The sequence below is a fragment of the Paenibacillus sp. P46E genome (genome assembly GCF_001909095.1).
Lineage (GTDB): Bacteria > Bacillota > Bacilli > Paenibacillales > Paenibacillaceae > Paenibacillus_AQ > Paenibacillus_AQ helianthi.
The window spans coordinates 100,294-118,429 of the sequence record NZ_LVYZ01000034.1 but is presented as its reverse complement, the minus strand read 5'-3'; the positions used below and the strand labels follow the sequence as shown (position 1 = coordinate 118,429).

Genomic DNA, 18,136 nt, shown 5'->3' with positions numbered 1-18,136 from the left:
CTGGGTATCATCTTCATTTTTCAAGCTTTGTAGAATCCATAGCTTCGCAGCCCGGAAAAAATGTTGAATGCCCCAATCAGCAGAAACACTGCCTCGATAATCACATTAACCGTGGAGCCGCGGAACACAAACATACAGATCAGGGAGAGCGATACCAACATGGCGCCAAGCAGAATGTTCATGATCGAGCGTTTGACTCCTTTTTCCAGCGGGTCCTGCGCTCTGCGGGAATAGAAGCTGTAGACGGCGGCACCAATCAAACAGACCATCATCAGAATGAACAGCACATATTTGATGAACAGAATCATGGACAGGCAGCTCCTTTGTAGCCGGATAGTATAAGCCGTGTTTTGCCAACTATTGTACCATGATTGTCCTCAGCTGCGTCTATAGGGACTGATTTCAACCCAGATTTGCAGTACGCCTTCCATAACGAGCATAGTGCGGATGCGGACAGCGTATTCCTTTTCGCGCACAATATAGATTTTGCCATCCAAAAGAAGCCGGGCCAGCTTGCCGTCAGTGTCAATATCGAACATGCTGCGCCCGCGCATCGGCTCAAGGTCTGTGCTCATTTTGCGGATGATTTCCTTCATAGTGACGGGATCAAGAGATGCAGCGCCTTCTTTCCCCGTGCTTTCCTCTGTGCGCAGTTTAATTTCCCGGATCACAGTAGAGGTGTTGTTGTATTTCTTGAGTGTCTGGATATCCTTGCGGTACTGCTCGATCTGCACGCGGAGAGACTGATTATTCAGCCAGAGTACATTATAGCCCATATGAAATATGGCGTTATAGATGATGCTTCCCACAACCATTCCCAGCACGAAGACGGCGGAAATCTGCGAAAAGCGGCGGTAGCGCTGGAAGGGAGGAACCCTCATGTCCTGCTCACCCCTTGCCGCACACCCATTTGACCAGCTCGCTGCCCATATGAGCGCCTAGAAAGGCGAAGACTAAATAAAGAACTTGCTTGATGGCTGGTGAGAGATTGCCGCCCAGCATGTTGCTCTCAATGACCCGCATCGGGTCGATAGTTCCACCGACGGCTGCGGCAAGTGCCCAGATCTTAATGCGGTCGGCCACGTCCAGCATAGTTTGTGTCGGCGGCTGAAGCGAGACGATAGCCCCCATACCGCCCAGCATGGCTCCTCCCAGCACTATCCCGAAGGCAATAAAGAAATCGAGGACGGCTTTGCTCAAAAAAATATTCATACCCAAAAGCCCCTTTCCGAACCAGGCCGTACTTGACTCAGCCTGTCCCTGTGTTCTTTCTTCATTCTATGGGCGGGTCCCCCTTGAATATGATAAAATAGTTTCATCTTATGTTTTGATTTTGGAACCTGAAGGGAAGTGGGGATATGAGCCCTTTCGTGCATTTGCATGTGCACAGCGAGTACAGTTTACTGGACGGGGCGGCACGCATTACAGATCTGGTGCGCCGTGCCGGCGAATATGGCATGAAATCGCTGGCGCTTACGGATCATGGAGTAATGTATGGGGCAATCCCCTTTTATAAAGCGTGCAAGGCCAGCGGTATCCAGCCGATCATCGGCTGTGAAGCCTATTTGACTGCTGGCTCGCGTCGTGAGCGGGGCAGCCGTAAGGATCAGCCGATCTACCATCTGATCCTGCTCGCAAAGAATGAGACCGGATACAAAAATTTGATGCGGCTGGTGTCCATCGGCCATCTGGAGGGCCAACACTATAAGCCTCGCATTGATATGGAATCCCTTGCCGCCCATGCCGAGGGTATCATCTGCTTAAGCGCCTGTCTTGGCGGTGAGGTCCCGCAGCATCTGCTGCATGGACGCGAAGAAGAGGCGCGCAAAGCGGCGCTCCGGTACAAGGAGATTTTTGGCGAGGATTTCTATCTGGAGCTGCAGGATCACGGGATTCCTGAGCAAAAGCGGGTGAACCCGCAGCTGATTGCCCTCGCTTCTGAATGCGGCATCCCGCTGGTAGCCACCAATGATGTCCATTATCTGGCCAAAGAGGACGCGGAGGTCCAGGATGTGCTGATCTGCATCGGCACCGGGAAGACCGTTGATGACGAGGAGCGTCTGAAGATTGGAACCGACCAGCTGTTCCTCAAGAGCGGTGAGCAAATGGGCGCGTTGTTCCCGCATGTGCCGCAGGCGCTGGCGAACACACTCCAAATTGCCGAGAAGTGCAATCTGGAGCTGACCTTTGGCGAGCATATCCTGCCGGCCTATTCTCCGCTGCCTGAAGGCATGGATGCTGCCGCCTATCTCCGTGAGCTCTGCTGGAACGGGCTGGAAGCCCGCTATGCGGATACACCGCGCTGGTCTTCGCCAGAAGAGAAGGAAGCGGCCGGGAAGCGCTTGGCTTATGAGCTGGGCGTGATTGAGAACATGGGGTTCAGCGATTATTTTCTGATCGTATGGGACTTCATTGCCTTTTGCCATCGCAACGGGATTGTTACAGGTCCGGGAAGAGGTTCCTCCGCAGGCAGCCTGACCGCCTACTGCCTGCGGATTACTGATGTGGACCCGCTGAAGTACAACCTGCTCTTCGAGCGGTTTCTTAATCCCGAGCGTATAACGATGCCGGATATTGATATCGACTTCAGCGACGAGCGCCGGGATGAGGTTATCGCGTATGTAGTGAATAAATACGGCAAAGAGCATGTGGCGCAGATTATCACCTTCGGAACGATGGCTGCCAGAGCGGCAGTGCGTGACGTGGGCAGGGCACTCAATCTGCCCTATAACGAGGTGGACAAAGCGGCGAAGCTGATCCCGGGGCAGCTGGGAATCAGCATCACCCGGGCACTGGAGGGGGCGCCGGAGCTGAAGGCGCTCTATGACAGCAATCTGAAGATCAAAGGCCTGCTTGACATGGCGATGAAGGTAGAGGGCATGCCCCGTCATGCTTCGACCCATGCGGCAGGTGTCGTGATCTCCAAGGGGCCCCTGACCGATGCCGTACCGCTTCAGGCCGGCAATGAGAGCACAGCGCTGACCCAGTATTCCATGGAGCATCTGGAGAGCGTGGGACTGCTGAAGATGGATTTTCTGGGGCTGCGCACGCTATCCATTATTGAGCGCAGCATGAACTGGATTACGGAAATGACCGGCAGTGCTCCGGATTTCCGCATCATTCCCGATGATGATCCTCTAACCTATGAGATGCTGAGCGCAGGAGAAACCACCGGGGTCTTCCAGATGGAGTCTGCAGGGGTACGGCGTGTTCTTAAGGATATGAAGCCTACAGGCTTCGAGGATATTGTATCGGTGGTGGCATTGTACCGTCCCGGTCCTATGGAGTTCATCCCTAAATATATCGCAGGCAAGCATGGCCAGATCGAAGTGGAGTATCCGCATGCCGATCTGAAGCAGATCCTGGATGATACCTACGGTATAATCGTCTATCAGGAGCAGATCATGCAGATTGCTTCGCTGATGGCAGGGTTTTCGCTCGGAGAAGCGGACCTGCTGCGCCGGGCGGTCTCCAAGAAGAAGCGGGAGACACTTGACAAGGAGCGCGGCCATTTCGTGCAGGGCAGCCTTCAGCAGGGCTATACAGAGGCGGATGCCAATGCCGTCTATGATATGATTGTGCGGTTTGCCAACTACGGATTCCCGCGCGCCCATGCAGCAGCCTATGGCGTGCTGGCTTTCCAGACGGCCTATCTCAAGGCTCATTATCCCGTCCAGTTCATGGCAGCCATGCTGACGGCTGTGATGGGGACCCACCGTAAGGTGGCGGAATATGTACTGGAATGCCGCCGCAGCGGGATCGGTGTGCTGCCGCCGGATGTCAACGAGAGCGGCGTATTGTTCACTCCCGTCCCGGGCGAAGGTGTAGGGCATATCCGCTTTGGACTGGCAGCTGTCAAGAATGTCGGCACCCTGGCCGTGGAGAATATTATGGAGGTCCGCAAGGAGAGGCCGTTTGACAGCCTGCTCGACTTCTGCCGCCGCGTGGATCTCCGCGTCTGCAACAAACGGGTGGTGGAGTCTCTGCTACAGGCGGGAGCGTTCGACCGGCTTCCGGGTCATCGTGCCCAATTGCTTGCCATGCTGGATGAGACCGTGGATGCCGCACTGAAGTGGCGTAAGGAACGCGACGAGCTGCAGATTCAGCTCTTCGACGATCTGATAGAAACGCCGAACTGGGAAATCCGCTACCCGGATATTCCAAATTTCACGGTTACCCAGCAGCTGGAGCTGGAACGCGAGCTTCTCGGGCTCTATCTGTCCGGGCATCCGCTGGACGATGCCTCAGAGCTGCTTGAGGAACCGGGCATGCAGCGGCTCATGGATCTGGGCGAAGCGGCGGATGAGAGCCAGACCGTGACAGCGGGCATGGTCGTGTCCGTCAAGGAAATCACCACGAAGGCCGGCAAGGCAATGGCCTTCGTGGAATGGGAAGACCAGATTGAGCGCTGCGAGGTCGTACTCTTCCCTGAGGTCTGGAAACGCAGCCGCGCCCTGATCGTGAAGGGCGCTCTGCTGGCCCTGCGCGCCAAGGTGCAGCAGGAGGATGAAGGCTTCAAGCTGCTGGCCGAAGAGGTCGCGCCGCTTGGCGCGGACACGCTCCGCGGCCTGCTGCAGCGCCGCAGCGCAGCCGCCGCCCGGGCCGGAGGCCCCGGGCGGGCGGCCACAGCCGGAGCGCCCGCCCGGGCTCCGGCGCAGCTAGCGGGCGCCGGCGGCACCGGCGCCTCCCGCAGCAACGCCGGCGGCGGAGCCCCGCCGGCAGCAGCCGCGCCGCGCGCCGCTGCTGCGGCTGCAGCAGCCGCCCCGCGTCCGGCGCAGGGACCCGGCGGCCAGCCCGGCCCGGCCGCCGGAGAGGCCGCTGCCCGGGACTCCGGGGCAGCGGGCAGCGGCCAGCGTGTCTTTATCAAGATCACGCCAGCCGCCGAGAATCCGGCGCTCCTGTCACGTCTCCAGGCGCTGCTGCAGACCCACCCTGGCCCGGCCGACACCCTGCTGTTCTATGAGCGGAACCAGAAGCTGCTGGCGCTCAGCGACGGCTACCGGATTAAGCCCTCAGACGAGCTGGTTGCAGCTATCGAGGCGATGATGGGAACCGGGACTGTCCGAATAAAATAAGAACATTTCCGCCCTTTTCCGCATACATTAGGAAACCACAGGGCAAGGCCCGTGCGGAAAGGGGAAGGTCATCATGTCTTATCAAATGGCAGCAGAGCTGCTGGAACGCAGGGGAGTATCCCTGTCGTCCATTGCTGAGATCGTATATATTTTACAATCGGCTTATTATGCGGATTTAACAGAGGAAGAGTGCCTGTCCAGTGTCAAGGCAGTGCTCGGCAAAAGAGAAGTCCAGTACACGCTGATGACCGGTGTTGCGCTGGATGAACTGGCGGAAAAACGACTGCTTCCCCAGCCGCTGCAGGCGGTACTGGAAGCCGATGAATCGCTTTATGGTGCAGATGAGACGCTGGCACTCGGCATTACGGGCGTATATGGGATGATAGGACTGACAGGTTTCGGATATCTTGACAAAATAAAGCTGGGAATTATCGGGAAATTGAACGATGATAAAGGGAGTATCCATGTTTTTCTGGACGATCTTGTCGCCGGAATTGCAGCTGCAGCTTCAGCAAGAATTGCCCACCGGCACGAAGGAGCAAAGGTATATCCACATATCAGCGGGACGGAATAATTACCTGCCCGGGAAACGCCGGATGATGCCCCCTGGTCTGAATTCCATCGCGCTGCTCCTGTTGCGGGAAAAAAGAAAACTGTGTTATCATGATTCCATTATACGGGATACGGCTGGGAATTAAGATTAGGGAGGCCTTGCAGGGCATGTGGACGGTAATCTATATAGCGCCGACCGCCAGAGTGGCGGATATGATTCAGAGCAAGCTTGCGGAAGAAGGATTTCTGATAAAATGCCGTCCGATTAATATGTCCAAGCAGCAGTTTGAGATTCTGGTTCCTTCAGGTGAGCTTGAGGAAGTGCAGGAAGCCCTTAATCTGATTCTGCATCCCTGAAATAACATTTAGATTACAGTCATAACAGCGGCATGCCGCTGTATACGCAAATAAACGGCTGAAGAGGTGCGACCCTTGTTCAAAGATTTATTTCAGAAAAAACGGAAGTACGCGACCATTCCTTCAGAACGTGTGGAGCGGACCGGCGGATCGGCGGAAGGCGAACGGCCCAAACGGGAGATTCCCGAGGGGCTAATGAGCAAGTGCAGTAAATGTGGAACGATCCAATACAGCAAGGAGCTGGAGAAGAACCTGAAGGTATGCCCTTCCTGCGGCTACCATATGCGCCTGAACGCTTCCGAACGGATCGCGATGACGCTGGACCCTGAAGGGTTTATTGAGTTTGACAGTGAAATGGCCTCTGTGGACCCGCTGCAGTTTCCCGGCTATGCGTCTAAGCTGGAACAGCAGCAATCCAAAACAGGACAGGTTGAGGCTGTCATTACAGGCCAGGGAACCATTAACGGCCATCCTGTAATTGTGGCTGTGATGAACTTTGAGTTCTTTACCGGCAGCATGGGCTCGGTAGTCGGCGAGAAGATTACCCGTGCGGTGGAAGAAGCCACCGAGAAGAGACTGCCGCTGCTGATTTTCTCCACATCGGGCGGTGCCCGGATGCAGGAGAGTATCCTTAGTCTGATGCAAATGGCCAAAACCAGTGCCGCGCTTGCCAGATTTGGCGAGGTTGGCGGGCTGTATATCTCCGTGATTACCGATCCGACTACGGGCGGTGTATCGGCAAGCTTTGCCAGTCTGGGCGATATTATCATCGCCGAACCGGGAGCGGTTTTCGGCTTTGCCGGACGGATTGTCATTGAGCAGACGATCCGCCAGAAGCTGCCGGACGATTTCCAGACTGCCGAATTCAACCTGCAGCATGGACAGCTTGATCTGGTGGTGCACCGTAAGGAAATGCGTGCAACCCTTGCCAAGCTGCTGGATTTACACGATGTGAAAGGGGGCTTTTAGGTTGGCGGGAGAGTTGCCTTTTGAAATGCCTCTGTTAGAAATGCGCAAGAAGATAGCCGAACTGAATCAGTTCGGTGAAGAGAAAGGGATTGATTTCAGCGATGAAATCGCCCGTCTTGAAGAACGCTACCGTGTGCTTGAAGATGAAATATACTCTAACATTTCGCCGTCCCAGAAGATGCATCTGGCGCGGCATCACGGCCGTCCAACTTCAATGGATCTGATGAGCCTGATCTTTACCGACTTTATTGAGCTGCATGGTGACCGCCTGTTCGGAGATGATCTCGCCGTAGTTGGCGGAATTGCCAAGCTGAACGGGACTCCTGTTACGGTGATCGGCCAGCAGCGGGGCAAGGATACGAAGGAGAATATTCTCCGTTTCTTTGGCAGCGCCCACCCGGAAGGATTCCGCAAGTCACTGCGGCTGATGAAGCAGGCCGAGAAGTTCGGCCGTCCGGTCATTACCTTTGTCGATACCAAGGGAGCCTACCCCGGGAATACGGCAGAGGAAAGAGGGCAGTCGGAAGCTATTGCGAGAAATCTGTATGAAATGTCGCAGTTAGCCGTACCCGTCATTTGTGTTATCATTGGCGAAGGCGGCAGCGGCGGGGCCTTGGCTATGGCGGTAGGGAACCGCGTCCTGATGCTGGAGCATGCTATCTATTCAGCGATTTCGCCGAATGGCGCAGCTTCAATTCTGTGGAAGGATGCTTCCAAGGCGGAGCAGGCTGCGGAAGCCATGAAGATTACAGCGGCCGATCTGCTGGAGATGGAAGTGATTGAGGAGATCGTTCCTGAACCTAGGGGCGGAGCTCACCGTGACTACGAAGAGACCGCTGCGGCGATCAAGGATGCCTTATGGCGGCATTTGCAGGAGTTGTCGGGTATGGACTGCGCCGAGCTCAAGGAAGACCGTTACCTTAAATTCCGCAAAATCGGTGTGTTTGCCGAAGCTGAGGCTGAGCTGATCAGTGCAGAGGCCGAAGTGCAAATCGTCGACTAAGGATGGGTAACCATTTGCACTTTTAGACATAAATCGGGATTTGGCAGCCTTCGATCTGGACGGGCAGCCGTATACATTTATTACCATCATAACAGCCCTGTGATCGCTCCGGGGTTGTTTTTATTTTGTTGCCCTTCTTTGAAAATCCGGAGTAAATTTACTGTAAAAAGTCGCTGCAACATTGATTTTGTGTCCAAGTTGCAGTAATATTCATAAGGGTGCAGTAAAAGGTACATGTGACAAAGTTCCTATGCAGATTGCATGCCTTATAGTAGATTTTGTAGTTGGAAAAAGTGAGACAGAGAGAACGAAAAAACGGAGGAAAACCTAATGCGGAAAAGTAAAATTGTATGTACGATTGGTCCTGCTAGTGAATCGTTGGAGAATATCAAAAAATTGATTTTGGCCGGTATGAATGTAGCCCGTCTGAACTTCTCCCACGGCGATTTTGAAGAGCACGGCAACCGGATCAAAACGATCCGTCAAGCTTCCCAAGAACTTGGCAAAACCGTTGCTATCCTGCTCGACACCAAAGGACCAGAAATTCGCACAGGCAAGCTGGAAGTAGAACCGATTGAACTGGTTCAGGACGAGTATCTGACATTGACTACGGAAGAAATCCTTGGCGACCAAAACCGTATTTCCATCACTTACAGCGACCTGCCTAACGATGTTCAAGTAGGATCCACTATCCTGATCGACGACGGCCTTATCGGACTTACCGTTGTTGACGTTCAAGGCACAGAAATCAAGACCCGCATTGTTAACGGCGGTACGATCAAGAGCAAAAAAGGCGTTAACGTACCAGGAGTTGCAATCTCCCTGCCGGGCATTACGGAAAAAGACACCAATGATATCATTTTTGGGATTGAACAGGACATCGATTTTATCGCCGCTTCCTTCGTTCGCAAAGCCAGCGACGTTCTGGAAATTCGTGCATTGCTTGAGAAGCACAACGCTTCCCACATCCAAATCATTTCCAAAATTGAGAACCAGCAAGGTGTTGACAACCTTGATGAAATCCTGGCAGTTTCCGACGGCCTGATGGTTGCCCGTGGTGACCTTGGTGTGGAAATTCCAGCTGAAGATGTGCCTTTGGCTCAAAAATTGATGATTCAAAAATGTAATATTGCCGGTAAACCGGTAATCACTGCTACACAAATGCTGGATTCCATGCAGCGCAACCCGCGTCCTACCCGCGCCGAAGCGAGTGACGTAGCGAACGCAATCTTCGACGGAACTGATGCAATCATGCTGTCCGGTGAAACAGCTGCCGGGAAATATCCGGTAGAATCCGTACTGACCATGTCCCGCATTGCTGAGAAGGCTGAATCCGCACTGAACCACCGTGAAATCTTCATGAAGCAGCAAATCGCTCAGGAAACTACTGTAACTGAAGCAATCAGCCAATCCGTAGCGATCTCCGCTCTGGACCTGAACGCTAAGGCTATTATTTCTTCGACAGTAACGGGCCACACTGCACGCGTGGTTTCCAAATACCGTCCGAAATCACAGATTATCGCTGTGACAACACAAGAAAGAACTATGCGTCAACTGGCTCTCGTATGGGGCGTAACTCCGGTTCACGGACTGGAAGCTACTTCTACAGACGAGTTGCTCGAAACAGCTCTTAAAGGCGGTAAAGCATCCGGCCTGGTGAAAGCTGGAGATCTGGTTGTTATTACAGCTGGTATTCCACTTGGACGTTCCGGTTCCACTAACCTGGTAAAAGTAGATACGATCCCTGCTGACTAGTCTTCAGGAATCTGTCTCAGCCATGTGTGATTGAATCCCAAAAAAGCAATGGTGCAAGACGCCATTGCTTTTTTTATTAATATGGATGTTATATATTGAATAGAGAGTTTTGGGGAAAGTACATTATGAACGGACAAAAATAGGGCTTCTGGAATGAATCAGAGGTTTCCCTTTTCGATAGACGCGTTTGACGATAAAAGCATCCCCGCTTGCATTGGGGCAGGCAGGAACAGCTACTGTAACCTTATTCTGAACCATAATTCCGCCGTCGGCAGGCGTAAGTTTTGGACTCTTTCCATTCACCCGGCAGCAAGAGAACCGGGTGGGTGACATTTTGGTAAGTCCCCCGATGCTGCCTCCTACCTGGGGCGCTTCCAAAATCCACTCGGCAGAGGTTTGCGGGCCGGAGTACCGCTGAACAGTATGGAAAGTCCAGGTTTTGCTGAGGTTGCAGAGCGAAATTCGCCATTTGCCGCTGCTAAGCTTGACGATGGAAGCCCGCATGTGGTCACCTGGAGAAACAGGAAGCGGGATTACAGTCTCAGCTGCAGGAAGAATTTCCCACCAGGCATAGTAATGTAGAACTCCGTTTATGGATTCATGACCGGTTCCTGTCTGGATCAGACTGTTATTCCTGAAGCCGTCGATTCCAATCCAGGCAGAGGAATAGGTGGGACTGGAAGTGGGTTTGACAAAAGGAACTGTCCATTCACCGGAAATCCGCCGGAAGGAAGCCCTTTTGCCTGAGATGGCATACCCGCTCCAGTTGCCGGAGGTCCAGCCAAAACCGGTGCTTCGGGCTCTGCCTGCATGGGATTTATCCGTAATACAAGGCCGTGTACCTTTTGAAAGATTAGCTTTGCTCACAGTTTCACCGCCTTTTACCAATATGAGAAGTTAGGTCTGCTGCTCTATTTAATGCGGTGTAGACTTATAAAGTATGGGTATTCCGTTAAAAAGGAATAGAGAGGACTTATCGTACAAATGGATAAATTATTGAAGCTGCGCGGGTTTTATCTTTTTTTAGGACTTGCCGGCGGCTCTTTTGGCTCGTATCTTACACTGCTGCTAAAACACAATGGACTCGGCAGCGGCCGGATCGGAATGCTGATGGCTACGGGTACCTTGATTGCTATCTGTATTCAGCCCTTATGGGGCGTAATCTCAGACCGTTACAATCAGGCACGGCTGGTGCTGATCCTTAGTGTGGCCGTACCAGCAGTGCTGGCGGTTTTTTATCAGTCGGAGTATTTCATAGTTTTGCTGATGGTCTATACCGTATCTACCATCTTCTCTTCTACACAGGCTCCTATCGCCGACTCCTATGCCATTGTAGCGGCGAATCAGGCAGGTTCCACTTATGGGAGCGTCCGGATGATGCTGAGCATAGGAGCGGCCGTAGGGGCCTATGCCGGGTCACAGTATGTGTCGCATTTTTCTGTATCCACGATCTGGCTGCCCTTTCTGCTTCTGAACAGTGTCGCGGTTATTATTGCGTTTACCCTGCCCAAACAGGCGGAAGAGAACCGGATGATGAGCCAGTCGTTCTCCAAAGGAATCAAAAATCTGCTGGGGAATAAGATCTTTCTGGCTTTTCTGGGCGGGAGCTTTCTGGTCAACCAGACTATGACCGCTTTCGGTACTTACTTTGTGATTGCTTTTCAATCAGTAGGAGGCTCGACCAGCCATGCGGGGATCGCGCTGTTCATCGCTTCGTTCACGAACTTCCCCTCCATGCTGTTTGCCTCCAAGATCATCCGGAAGCTGGGGAGGGAGCGCACGCTGCTGCTGGGTGCTCTGATCTATGTGCTGCGGTGGGGAATCCAGTTCGCTTTTCCGGCCCCTGCGGTAATGATTGGTGTTCAGGTACTGCATGGTGTGTCCTTCGGACTCTTTTACATCGCTGCGGTGGAATATGTATCGCACATCACGCTGCCTGAGATGCAGGCTACCGGCCAAAGCGTGTTCAACATCGTATTCTCCGGTTTTGCGGGGATTCTGGGCAATCTGCTGAACGGGATTTTACTGGACGAGGGTGGTGTGTGGCTGATGAATTTGTCTTGTATGATCAGTTCTGCGGCGGGTGCACTTTTGATTTTCTACGTTGTTCGAAGCTCACGAAGAAATGTCCCGCTGCCGGTGGCATCTGAAGGAGCAAGCCTCTAGGGGGCACTGTAACAATTAACATTCCTATTGAGAAGATAAGAACGCAGCAGCCGTTTCTGCTTAGAGAGGGGCAAGGTATTTATGGGATCACGTAATCCGGGATTGGCCAGCCGCTGGCATGCCACTTCATTCCGCGTACGCTACCAGGAGACAGACCAGATGGGTGTGGTCTATCACGCTAATTATTTGAGCTGGTTTGAGAGCGGACGCACAGAAATGTTCAGGGGTCTTGGCTTTGCCTACCGTACACTGGAAAATATGGGTGTGCTTCTGCCAGTCACGGCTGCAGATTTGCAATTTAAAAGTCCGGCGCGATATGATGATCTTGTTGCTGTGTATGCGCGCCTGACTACTTTTTCAGCACTGCGGGTCGTATATGAATATGAAATCCGCCGATTGGCCGAGCCGGAAACAGGTGAACCTGATTCTTCCGCGCTTACAGCTGGTCCTGTATATCTTGATGAGCTGCCTGGTGAATTGCTCGTTACGGGTTCAACCAGCCACGTGTGGCTGAATATGGACTGGAAGCCAGTTCGACTGGACCGGATACTTCCGGAATTGTTTTACGCCATAACCTTGGCGCTTAGGGAAGAAGGAGGGGCAGTATGATCAGGAACAAATGGCTGTGGGCTGCATTATTCATTATCCCGGCCGTGGAATTATTCGGGTTTATTTATGTGGCAGGTTTTCTCGGAGCACCCAAGACACTGCTGCTCATGCTGGCCAGCTCTGTGATCGGTTTCTTGATGATGCGTTTCGAAGGCAAGAAGGTGCTGCTCGACAGCAGAACACAGATGCAGGAGGGCCGGGTGCCGGGGCGGACCATGCTGGACGGCTTGTGCATTTTTTTTGGCGGCCTGCTGCTGATTCTGCCGGGCTTTGTGACGGATATTGTCGGATTTTCGCTGGTGTTTCCGCTGACCCGGCCGCTATACCGGGTTTTTCTGCTGAAATGGATTGAGAAAAAAATGAAAAACGGCACCTTCACCTTTTACCGCAGATAAGCCGGTAACAGGAAAGTGCCGGATTCCCGGTTCAGCTGGAGCGTTTCTATTGCAGATTCATGCAATAGAGCGCTCTTTTTATTTACTCAATTCCACTACAAGCACGCTTCAGCGTTAATGCAACCTGCCGCTCACGATATAACTATGAAGTGCGCGGAACACGCCGGCCCGGTGAAAGGCATCAAGCACGACCAATAGGACGGGTCCGAGGATCAGACCAAGCATGCCGAACAGCTGCAGGCCGGCGAACATGCCGATTAGCATGGCAAGCGGGTCCAGGCCAATGCTGCTTGCAAGTACCTTAGGCTCCAGAATCTGGCGGGTGATGAGAATTACGGCATAGAGCACCGATAACCCGATGCCAAGTGCCAGATTGCCGGTCATATAGGAGTATAGAGCCCATGGCAGCAGCACAATCCCCACTCCGAGATAAGGCACCAGATCGACCAGTCCAATCGTCAGCCCAATGGCAAATGCAGAGTCTACGCCAAGTACCAGGAGACCGGTAATGACGATGATAGCCGTGATTGAGATCAGCACCAGCTGTGCCCTAAGGTAGCCAAACAGTGCTTTGCGCAGATCCTTCCAGATCTCGGATACCGGTCTGAGCATCGGTGCAGGCACAAGCGCTCTCAGCTTCGCATTATGCCGGTCCCAGCCGGTGCTGAGGAAGAAGGCGGATAACATGATGACGATAAGGATGGTACCCAGACTTGGCAATGCGGAGATCAGCTTCAGGATCATATTGAAGAATCCGGTAATGAATTGAGTCATGGCTTGGCCTACTGTTTCCGTAGTCCTGCTGATATTACTGTCGATAGTGGCATGATAGTTTGGGTTATCGTGGTAAAACTGATTGATCTGGTTAATAATATTTTGAATGCTGGCATTCCGGCTAATGGACAGCAGCAGCTCCCGCCACTGGTCGGTGTGCAGATCGAATGTCTGCAGCAAGACGATCAGTTCCTTAACAAGGCGGGTGATCAGTGCAGTCAATACGAGCGCAGTACCCCCTACATAAAAGAGCAGTGACAGCGACACAGCCAGCCAGCGCGGAAGCTTGAGGCCTAGTAGAATAAGCACCAGAGGATGCATCAGGTAGGCGAGCAGGTAGGCAAGGAGCAGAGGGTACATAAGCGGGAGCAAGACATAGACGGACACCAGCAGTGATGAGGCCGCCAGCACGACCCACAGGCCGCGCAGCACTCTTTTTATTACTAGCGAATCCATGCCAGATCCCTCCAAATAAAGGCTGCTGCTACTGAACCAGCTCGTCTAATATATATTCAGAGATTGGATATAAAGACTAACCGGACCCGTGAATCCGCATTTTCACAGCAGCCGTTATAAACTGAAAGCGCAAACATGAAACAGGGATTTCAGAAGTTTTTTTCTATCTGTCCGATAAAATCATTTGATGCGTCCCAAAGCTTCCACGTTGTTCACATAACCGTCAAAATCCGGTATGATTATTAAAGGTTACACACCGAAAGTTCGTTGCATTCTTTGCAGCATGTCAATCTGCATAATTATTGATTGTTTGGATACATCAAAATGTAAATGTTTTCATCCCTGTAATAACAGTATTTATACCTAGTTGGCAAAGGAGAGAGATACTATGACAGCTACTAAAGGATTGGAAGGCATTGTTGCCACAACCTCCTCGATCAGTTCGATTGTGGACGGCGTACTCACTTACCGCGGATACGATATCGATGATCTTGCGGAGAACGCTACTTTCGAAGAGACTGCTTATTTGCTGTGGTTCGGTAATCTGCCGACGACTCCTGAGCTGCAGGCCCTGCGGCGTGATCTCAGCGCCTTTGCGCCAATCCCTGATCAGGTGATTGCACAAATGAAGCTGTACCCCAAAGAAGTGAGCACGATGGCTGCACTTCGCTCGGCTGTATCCAGCCTTGCCCTGTATGATCCGGCCGCCGACGATATGAGCCGTGAAGCTAATGAGACCAAAGCTGTTAAGCTGCAGGCACAAATCCCGACAGTGGTTGCTGCGCTGGCCCGTATTCGTAAGGGGCTTGAGCCCATAGCCCCTAAAGAAGGTCTGTCCATTGCCGAGAATTTCCTGTATATGCTCTGGGGCAAGCAGCCAGATGTTGTATCGGTCAAGGCACTAGACACCGCGCTTGTACTTCATGCCGACCATGAGCTGAATGCGTCCACCTTTGCCGGGCGGGTTACGGTTGCTACACTGTCTGACATTTATTCAGGGGTCACTTCGGCTATCGGCGCGCTCAAAGGACCACTGCACGGTGGTGCGAATGAAGCGGTTATGAAGATGCTTGAGGAAATCGGCAGTCTGGATGCGGTGGAATCGTATGTCAGCGGTAAGCTGGAGCGCCGTGAGAAGATCATGGGCTTCGGGCACCGGGTCTACAAAAATGGTGATCCGCGCGCCAAACATCTGATGAAGATGTCCCGTGAGCTGGGGATGATGAAGAATGATACAACACTCTATGATATGTCTGTCAAAGTCGAGGAGCTGATTACTTCGCGTAAGGGCTTGAAGCCTAACGTTGATTTTTATTCGGCTTCGGTCTATACACAGCTGGGCATTGAGCGGGAGCTGTTCACGCCGATTTTTGCAATCAGCCGTGTTTCGGGATGGACAGCTCACATTCTGGAGCAGTATGAGGACAACCGCATCATCCGCCCGCGTGCAGAATACACAGGAATGTCCGAACAAAAATACGTTCCGGTGGACGAGAGATAAAGCAGCCCTTGCGGGCCGCTGTACCCCTTTAGTAGAATGAACTATAAACCAAACTCAAAGCCTATGCTTCCAGAGAGAGTTTTGAACGAAGACTATTCGAAGACTATTCAAGGAAGTCTAGGCTCACCAAACAAAATTTTTAGGAGGAATACCCACTAATGTTGAAACTGGAAAAATACGATCTGCCGACAGAAGGCGAACAAATCACAATCGAAGATGGCAAGCTGCTCGTTCCGGATCATCCGATCATCCCGTTCATTGAGGGTGACGGTACAGGCCGCGACATTTGGAAAGCCTCCAAACGGGTACTGGATGCCGCAGTAGCCAAAGCATACGGCGGTAAGAAACAGATTGCCTGGTACGAAGTATTTGCCGGCGAGAAGGCCTTCAATACATATGGTGAATGGCTGCCGAATGATACGCTTGAAGCAATTCGCGAGTACATTGTTGCGATCAAAGGACCTCTGACTACTCCGATCGGTGGAGGCATCCGTTCCCTGAATGTAGCACTGAGACAGGAATTGGATCTGTATGTCTGCCTGCGTCCGGTGCGCTATTTCGATGGAGTGCCTTCACCTGTGAAGCATCCTGAGCTAGTGGACATGGTGATTTTCCGTGAGAACACGGAGGATATCTATGCCGGAATCGAGTATCAGGAAGGTTCCGCTGAAGTGAAGAAGGTTATAGAATTCCTGCAAAACGAGATGGGTGTGAACAAAATCCGCTTCCCGGAAACATCCGGAATCGGCATTAAACCCGTATCCATGGAAGGTTCGAAGCGCCTGGTGCGCTCCGCTGTTGAATATGCAATCAAGCATGGCCGCAAGAGTGTGACACTGGTACACAAAGGCAATATTATGAAGTTTACCGAAGGCGCGTTTAAAAACTGGGGGTATGAAGTAGCCGAGCAGGAATTCGGCGATCATGTCTTCACCTGGAATCAATATGATGCCATCAAGGAGCAGAGCGGTGAGGCTGCAGCTAATGCTGCCCAGAAGGAAGCAGAAGCAGCAGGTAAAATCATCATCAAGGATGCGATTGCGGATATTGCCCTGCAGCAGGTATTGACCCGTCCAACCGATTTCGATGTGATTGCAACGCTCAACCTGAACGGCGATTACCTATCCGATGCACTGGCTGCACAAATCGGCGGCATCGGGATCGCACCCGGCGCGAACATCAACTATATTACGGGTCACGCTATTTTTGAAGCTACTCATGGTACTGCACCTAAGTATGCGGATAAGGACGTGGTAAATCCGGGTTCAGTGATTCTGTCCGGCGTCATGCTGCTGGAGCATCTGGGCTGGCAGGAAGCGGCTGATCTGATCTACAAAGGTATGAGCACAGCCATTAACAATAAGACCGTAACCTATGATTTCGCCCGCCAGATGGAAGGTGCAACAGAGCTGAAATGCTCAGCATTTGCTGACGAGATCATCAATCACCTGTAGTCCCTGAAATCTATTGCATATGCTTACGAAGTGAGTTTGTACGAAGGAATTCAATACGTATTCCTAACAAACGCTTAGGAGGATCACTCGTGGCTATCAAACGTCATAAAATTACAGTTGTGGGCGCCGGTTTCACCGGTGCCACCACGGCGCTGATGCTTGCCCAGAGGGAGCTTGGTAATGTCGTGCTTCTGGATATTCCCCAGCTGGAGAACCAGACCAAGGGGAAGGCGCTGGACATGCAGGAAGCCGGTCCGGTACAGAAGTATGACGCCCAGATCACAGGAACCTCCAGCTACGGCGATGCAGCCGATTCAGATATCGTCATCATTACGGCGGGAGTAGCCCGCAAACCGGGGATGAGCCGCGATGACCTGGTGAATACGAACGCGGGCATCGTAAAATCAGTCTGTGAGAATGTGAAGCGTGTAGCCCCGGAATCCATAGTTATTATCCTGAGTAATCCGGTGGATGCCATGACTTACGTTGCTTATAATGCCCTAGGCTTTCCTAAGAATCGTGTAATTGGTCAATCTGGTGTGCTGGACACCGCGCGGTACTGCACCTTTATTGCACAAGAGCTTAATGTTTCGGTAGAGGATGTACGCGGCTTTGTGATGGGTGGCCATGGGGATGATATGGTTCCGCTGATCCGTTACTCCAGTGTAGGCGGTATTCCGATTGATAAGCTTATTCCTGCCCAGCGGATTGCCGATATTGTAGAGCGTACCCGTGCCGGTGGAGGCGAGATTGTCAGCCTGCTCGGTAATGGTAGTGCTTACTACGCTCCTGCAGCGTCTCTGGTACAAATGGCCGAAGCGATCCTGAAGGACAAGAAGCGGATTATTCCCGTCATTGCCCTGCTGGAAGGGGAATATGGTTATGACGGACTGTTCATGGGTATCCCGGCACTGCTTGGTGCAGAAGGTATTGAGAAGATCTACGAGCTGGAGCTGACGGCGGAAGAAAAGGCGGCTCTGGATAAGTCAGCAGATTCTGTACGTGCGGTAACTTCAGTGGTTACGGTATAATTTCCGGCAAACCCTCATTTCTTGAATGGAAATGAGGGT

The 18,136-nt window shown here is 52.4% G+C and carries 17 protein-coding genes; 12 read left to right on the top strand and 5 right to left on the bottom strand.

The annotated features are described in order from the left end of the window. Positions 1 to 20: 20 nt before the first annotated feature. The 3 genes from A3849_RS11415 to A3849_RS11405 form a co-directional block, all read right to left on the bottom strand. Positions 21 to 308 (bottom strand): YtpI family protein, encoded by a 288-nt coding sequence (locus tag A3849_RS11415; protein ID WP_074084011.1) that lies wholly within the window; start codon positions 306 to 308, stop codon positions 21 to 23. A gap of 69 nt (positions 309 to 377) precedes the next feature. Beyond that, the gene (locus A3849_RS11410) at positions 378 to 881 is read right to left on the bottom strand and encodes a sporulation membrane protein YtrI (protein WP_074111523.1); all 504 of its coding nucleotides are present in this window, start codon (positions 879 to 881) and stop codon (positions 378 to 380) included. Positions 882 to 888: 7 nt separating this feature from the next. Next, positions 889 to 1,212: a YtrH family sporulation protein gene (locus tag A3849_RS11405; protein WP_074111522.1), complete on the bottom strand. Its 324-nt coding sequence runs from the start codon at positions 1,210 to 1,212 to the stop codon at positions 889 to 891. A 146-nt stretch (positions 1,213 to 1,358) separates the two neighbouring features. On the opposite strand from A3849_RS11405, the gene A3849_RS11400 reads away from it, so the two are divergent. From A3849_RS11400 to pyk, 6 genes are all read left to right on the top strand, one after another. After that, entirely contained in the window at positions 1,359 to 5,075 is a 3,717-nt protein-coding gene (locus tag A3849_RS11400) for a DNA polymerase III subunit alpha (RefSeq protein WP_074111521.1), read from the top strand. A 73-nt stretch (positions 5,076 to 5,148) separates the two neighbouring features. Then, positions 5,149 to 5,649 (top strand): phosphatidylglycerophosphatase A family protein, encoded by a 501-nt coding sequence (locus A3849_RS11395; RefSeq protein ID WP_074111520.1) that lies wholly within the window; start codon positions 5,149 to 5,151, stop codon positions 5,647 to 5,649. A gap of 146 nt (positions 5,650 to 5,795) precedes the next feature. Next, positions 5,796 to 5,984: a glutamate decarboxylase gene (locus A3849_RS11390; RefSeq protein WP_074111519.1), complete on the top strand. Its 189-nt coding sequence runs from the start codon at positions 5,796 to 5,798 to the stop codon at positions 5,982 to 5,984. 75 nt (positions 5,985 to 6,059) lie between these two features. Continuing rightward, on the top strand, positions 6,060 to 6,953 hold the full coding sequence (gene accD / locus A3849_RS11385) for an acetyl-CoA carboxylase, carboxyltransferase subunit beta (RefSeq protein ID WP_074084017.1): 894 nt from the start codon (positions 6,060 to 6,062) through the stop codon (positions 6,951 to 6,953). Position 6,954: 1 nt separating this feature from the next. Beyond that, the gene (locus A3849_RS11380) at positions 6,955 to 7,956 is read left to right on the top strand and encodes an acetyl-CoA carboxylase carboxyltransferase subunit alpha (RefSeq protein ID WP_074111518.1); all 1,002 of its coding nucleotides are present in this window, start codon (positions 6,955 to 6,957) and stop codon (positions 7,954 to 7,956) included. A gap of 330 nt (positions 7,957 to 8,286) precedes the next feature. Beyond that, positions 8,287 to 9,711 carry a pyruvate kinase gene (gene pyk, locus A3849_RS11375; RefSeq protein ID WP_074111517.1) on the top strand — a complete coding sequence of 475 codons (1,425 nt, stop codon included), beginning with the start codon at positions 8,287 to 8,289 and terminating at the stop codon, positions 9,709 to 9,711. 123 nt (positions 9,712 to 9,834) lie between these two features. Here the strand turns inward: pyk and A3849_RS11370 are convergent, their stop codons facing one another. Beyond that, positions 9,835 to 10,578, bottom strand: a complete 744-nt coding sequence (locus A3849_RS11370; RefSeq protein ID WP_074111516.1) for a G1 family glutamic endopeptidase — start codon at positions 10,576 to 10,578, stop codon at positions 9,835 to 9,837. A 117-nt stretch (positions 10,579 to 10,695) separates the two neighbouring features. Between A3849_RS11370 and A3849_RS11365 the strand changes: the two genes are divergently transcribed. The 3 genes from A3849_RS11365 (at position 10,696) to A3849_RS11355 (ending at position 12,881) form a co-directional block, all read left to right on the top strand. Next, positions 10,696 to 11,877, top strand: a complete 1,182-nt coding sequence (locus tag A3849_RS11365; protein ID WP_074111515.1) for an MFS transporter — start codon at positions 10,696 to 10,698, stop codon at positions 11,875 to 11,877. A gap of 81 nt (positions 11,878 to 11,958) precedes the next feature. After that, positions 11,959 to 12,486: an acyl-CoA thioesterase gene (locus tag A3849_RS11360; protein WP_074111514.1), complete on the top strand. Its 528-nt coding sequence runs from the start codon at positions 11,959 to 11,961 to the stop codon at positions 12,484 to 12,486. Next, complete coding sequence (locus A3849_RS11355; protein WP_074111513.1) at positions 12,483 to 12,881, top strand: FxsA family protein; 399 nt, start codon at positions 12,483 to 12,485, stop codon at positions 12,879 to 12,881. Before A3849_RS11360 ends, A3849_RS11355 begins: the two co-directional genes overlap by 4 nt. Positions 12,882 to 12,995: 114 nt before the next feature. Here the strand turns inward: A3849_RS11355 and ytvI are convergent, their stop codons facing one another. Further along, positions 12,996 to 14,111 carry a sporulation integral membrane protein YtvI gene (gene ytvI / locus A3849_RS11350; protein WP_074111512.1) on the bottom strand — a complete coding sequence of 372 codons (1,116 nt, stop codon included), beginning with the start codon at positions 14,109 to 14,111 and terminating at the stop codon, positions 12,996 to 12,998. A gap of 388 nt (positions 14,112 to 14,499) precedes the next feature. Between ytvI and citZ the strand changes: the two genes are divergently transcribed. The 3 genes from citZ to mdh all read left to right on the top strand — a co-directional run bounded on the left by citZ (position 14,500) and on the right by mdh (position 18,097). After that, positions 14,500 to 15,612: a citrate synthase gene (gene citZ, locus A3849_RS11345; RefSeq protein ID WP_074111511.1), complete on the top strand. Its 1,113-nt coding sequence runs from the start codon at positions 14,500 to 14,502 to the stop codon at positions 15,610 to 15,612. Positions 15,613 to 15,770: 158 nt separating this feature from the next. Further along, entirely contained in the window at positions 15,771 to 17,066 is a 1,296-nt protein-coding gene (gene icd / locus A3849_RS11340; RefSeq protein WP_074111510.1) for an NADP-dependent isocitrate dehydrogenase, read from the top strand. 89 nt (positions 17,067 to 17,155) lie between these two features. Then, on the top strand, positions 17,156 to 18,097 hold the full coding sequence (gene mdh / locus A3849_RS11335; protein WP_074111509.1) for a malate dehydrogenase: 942 nt from the start codon (positions 17,156 to 17,158) through the stop codon (positions 18,095 to 18,097). Positions 18,098 to 18,136: the final 39 nt, after the last annotated feature.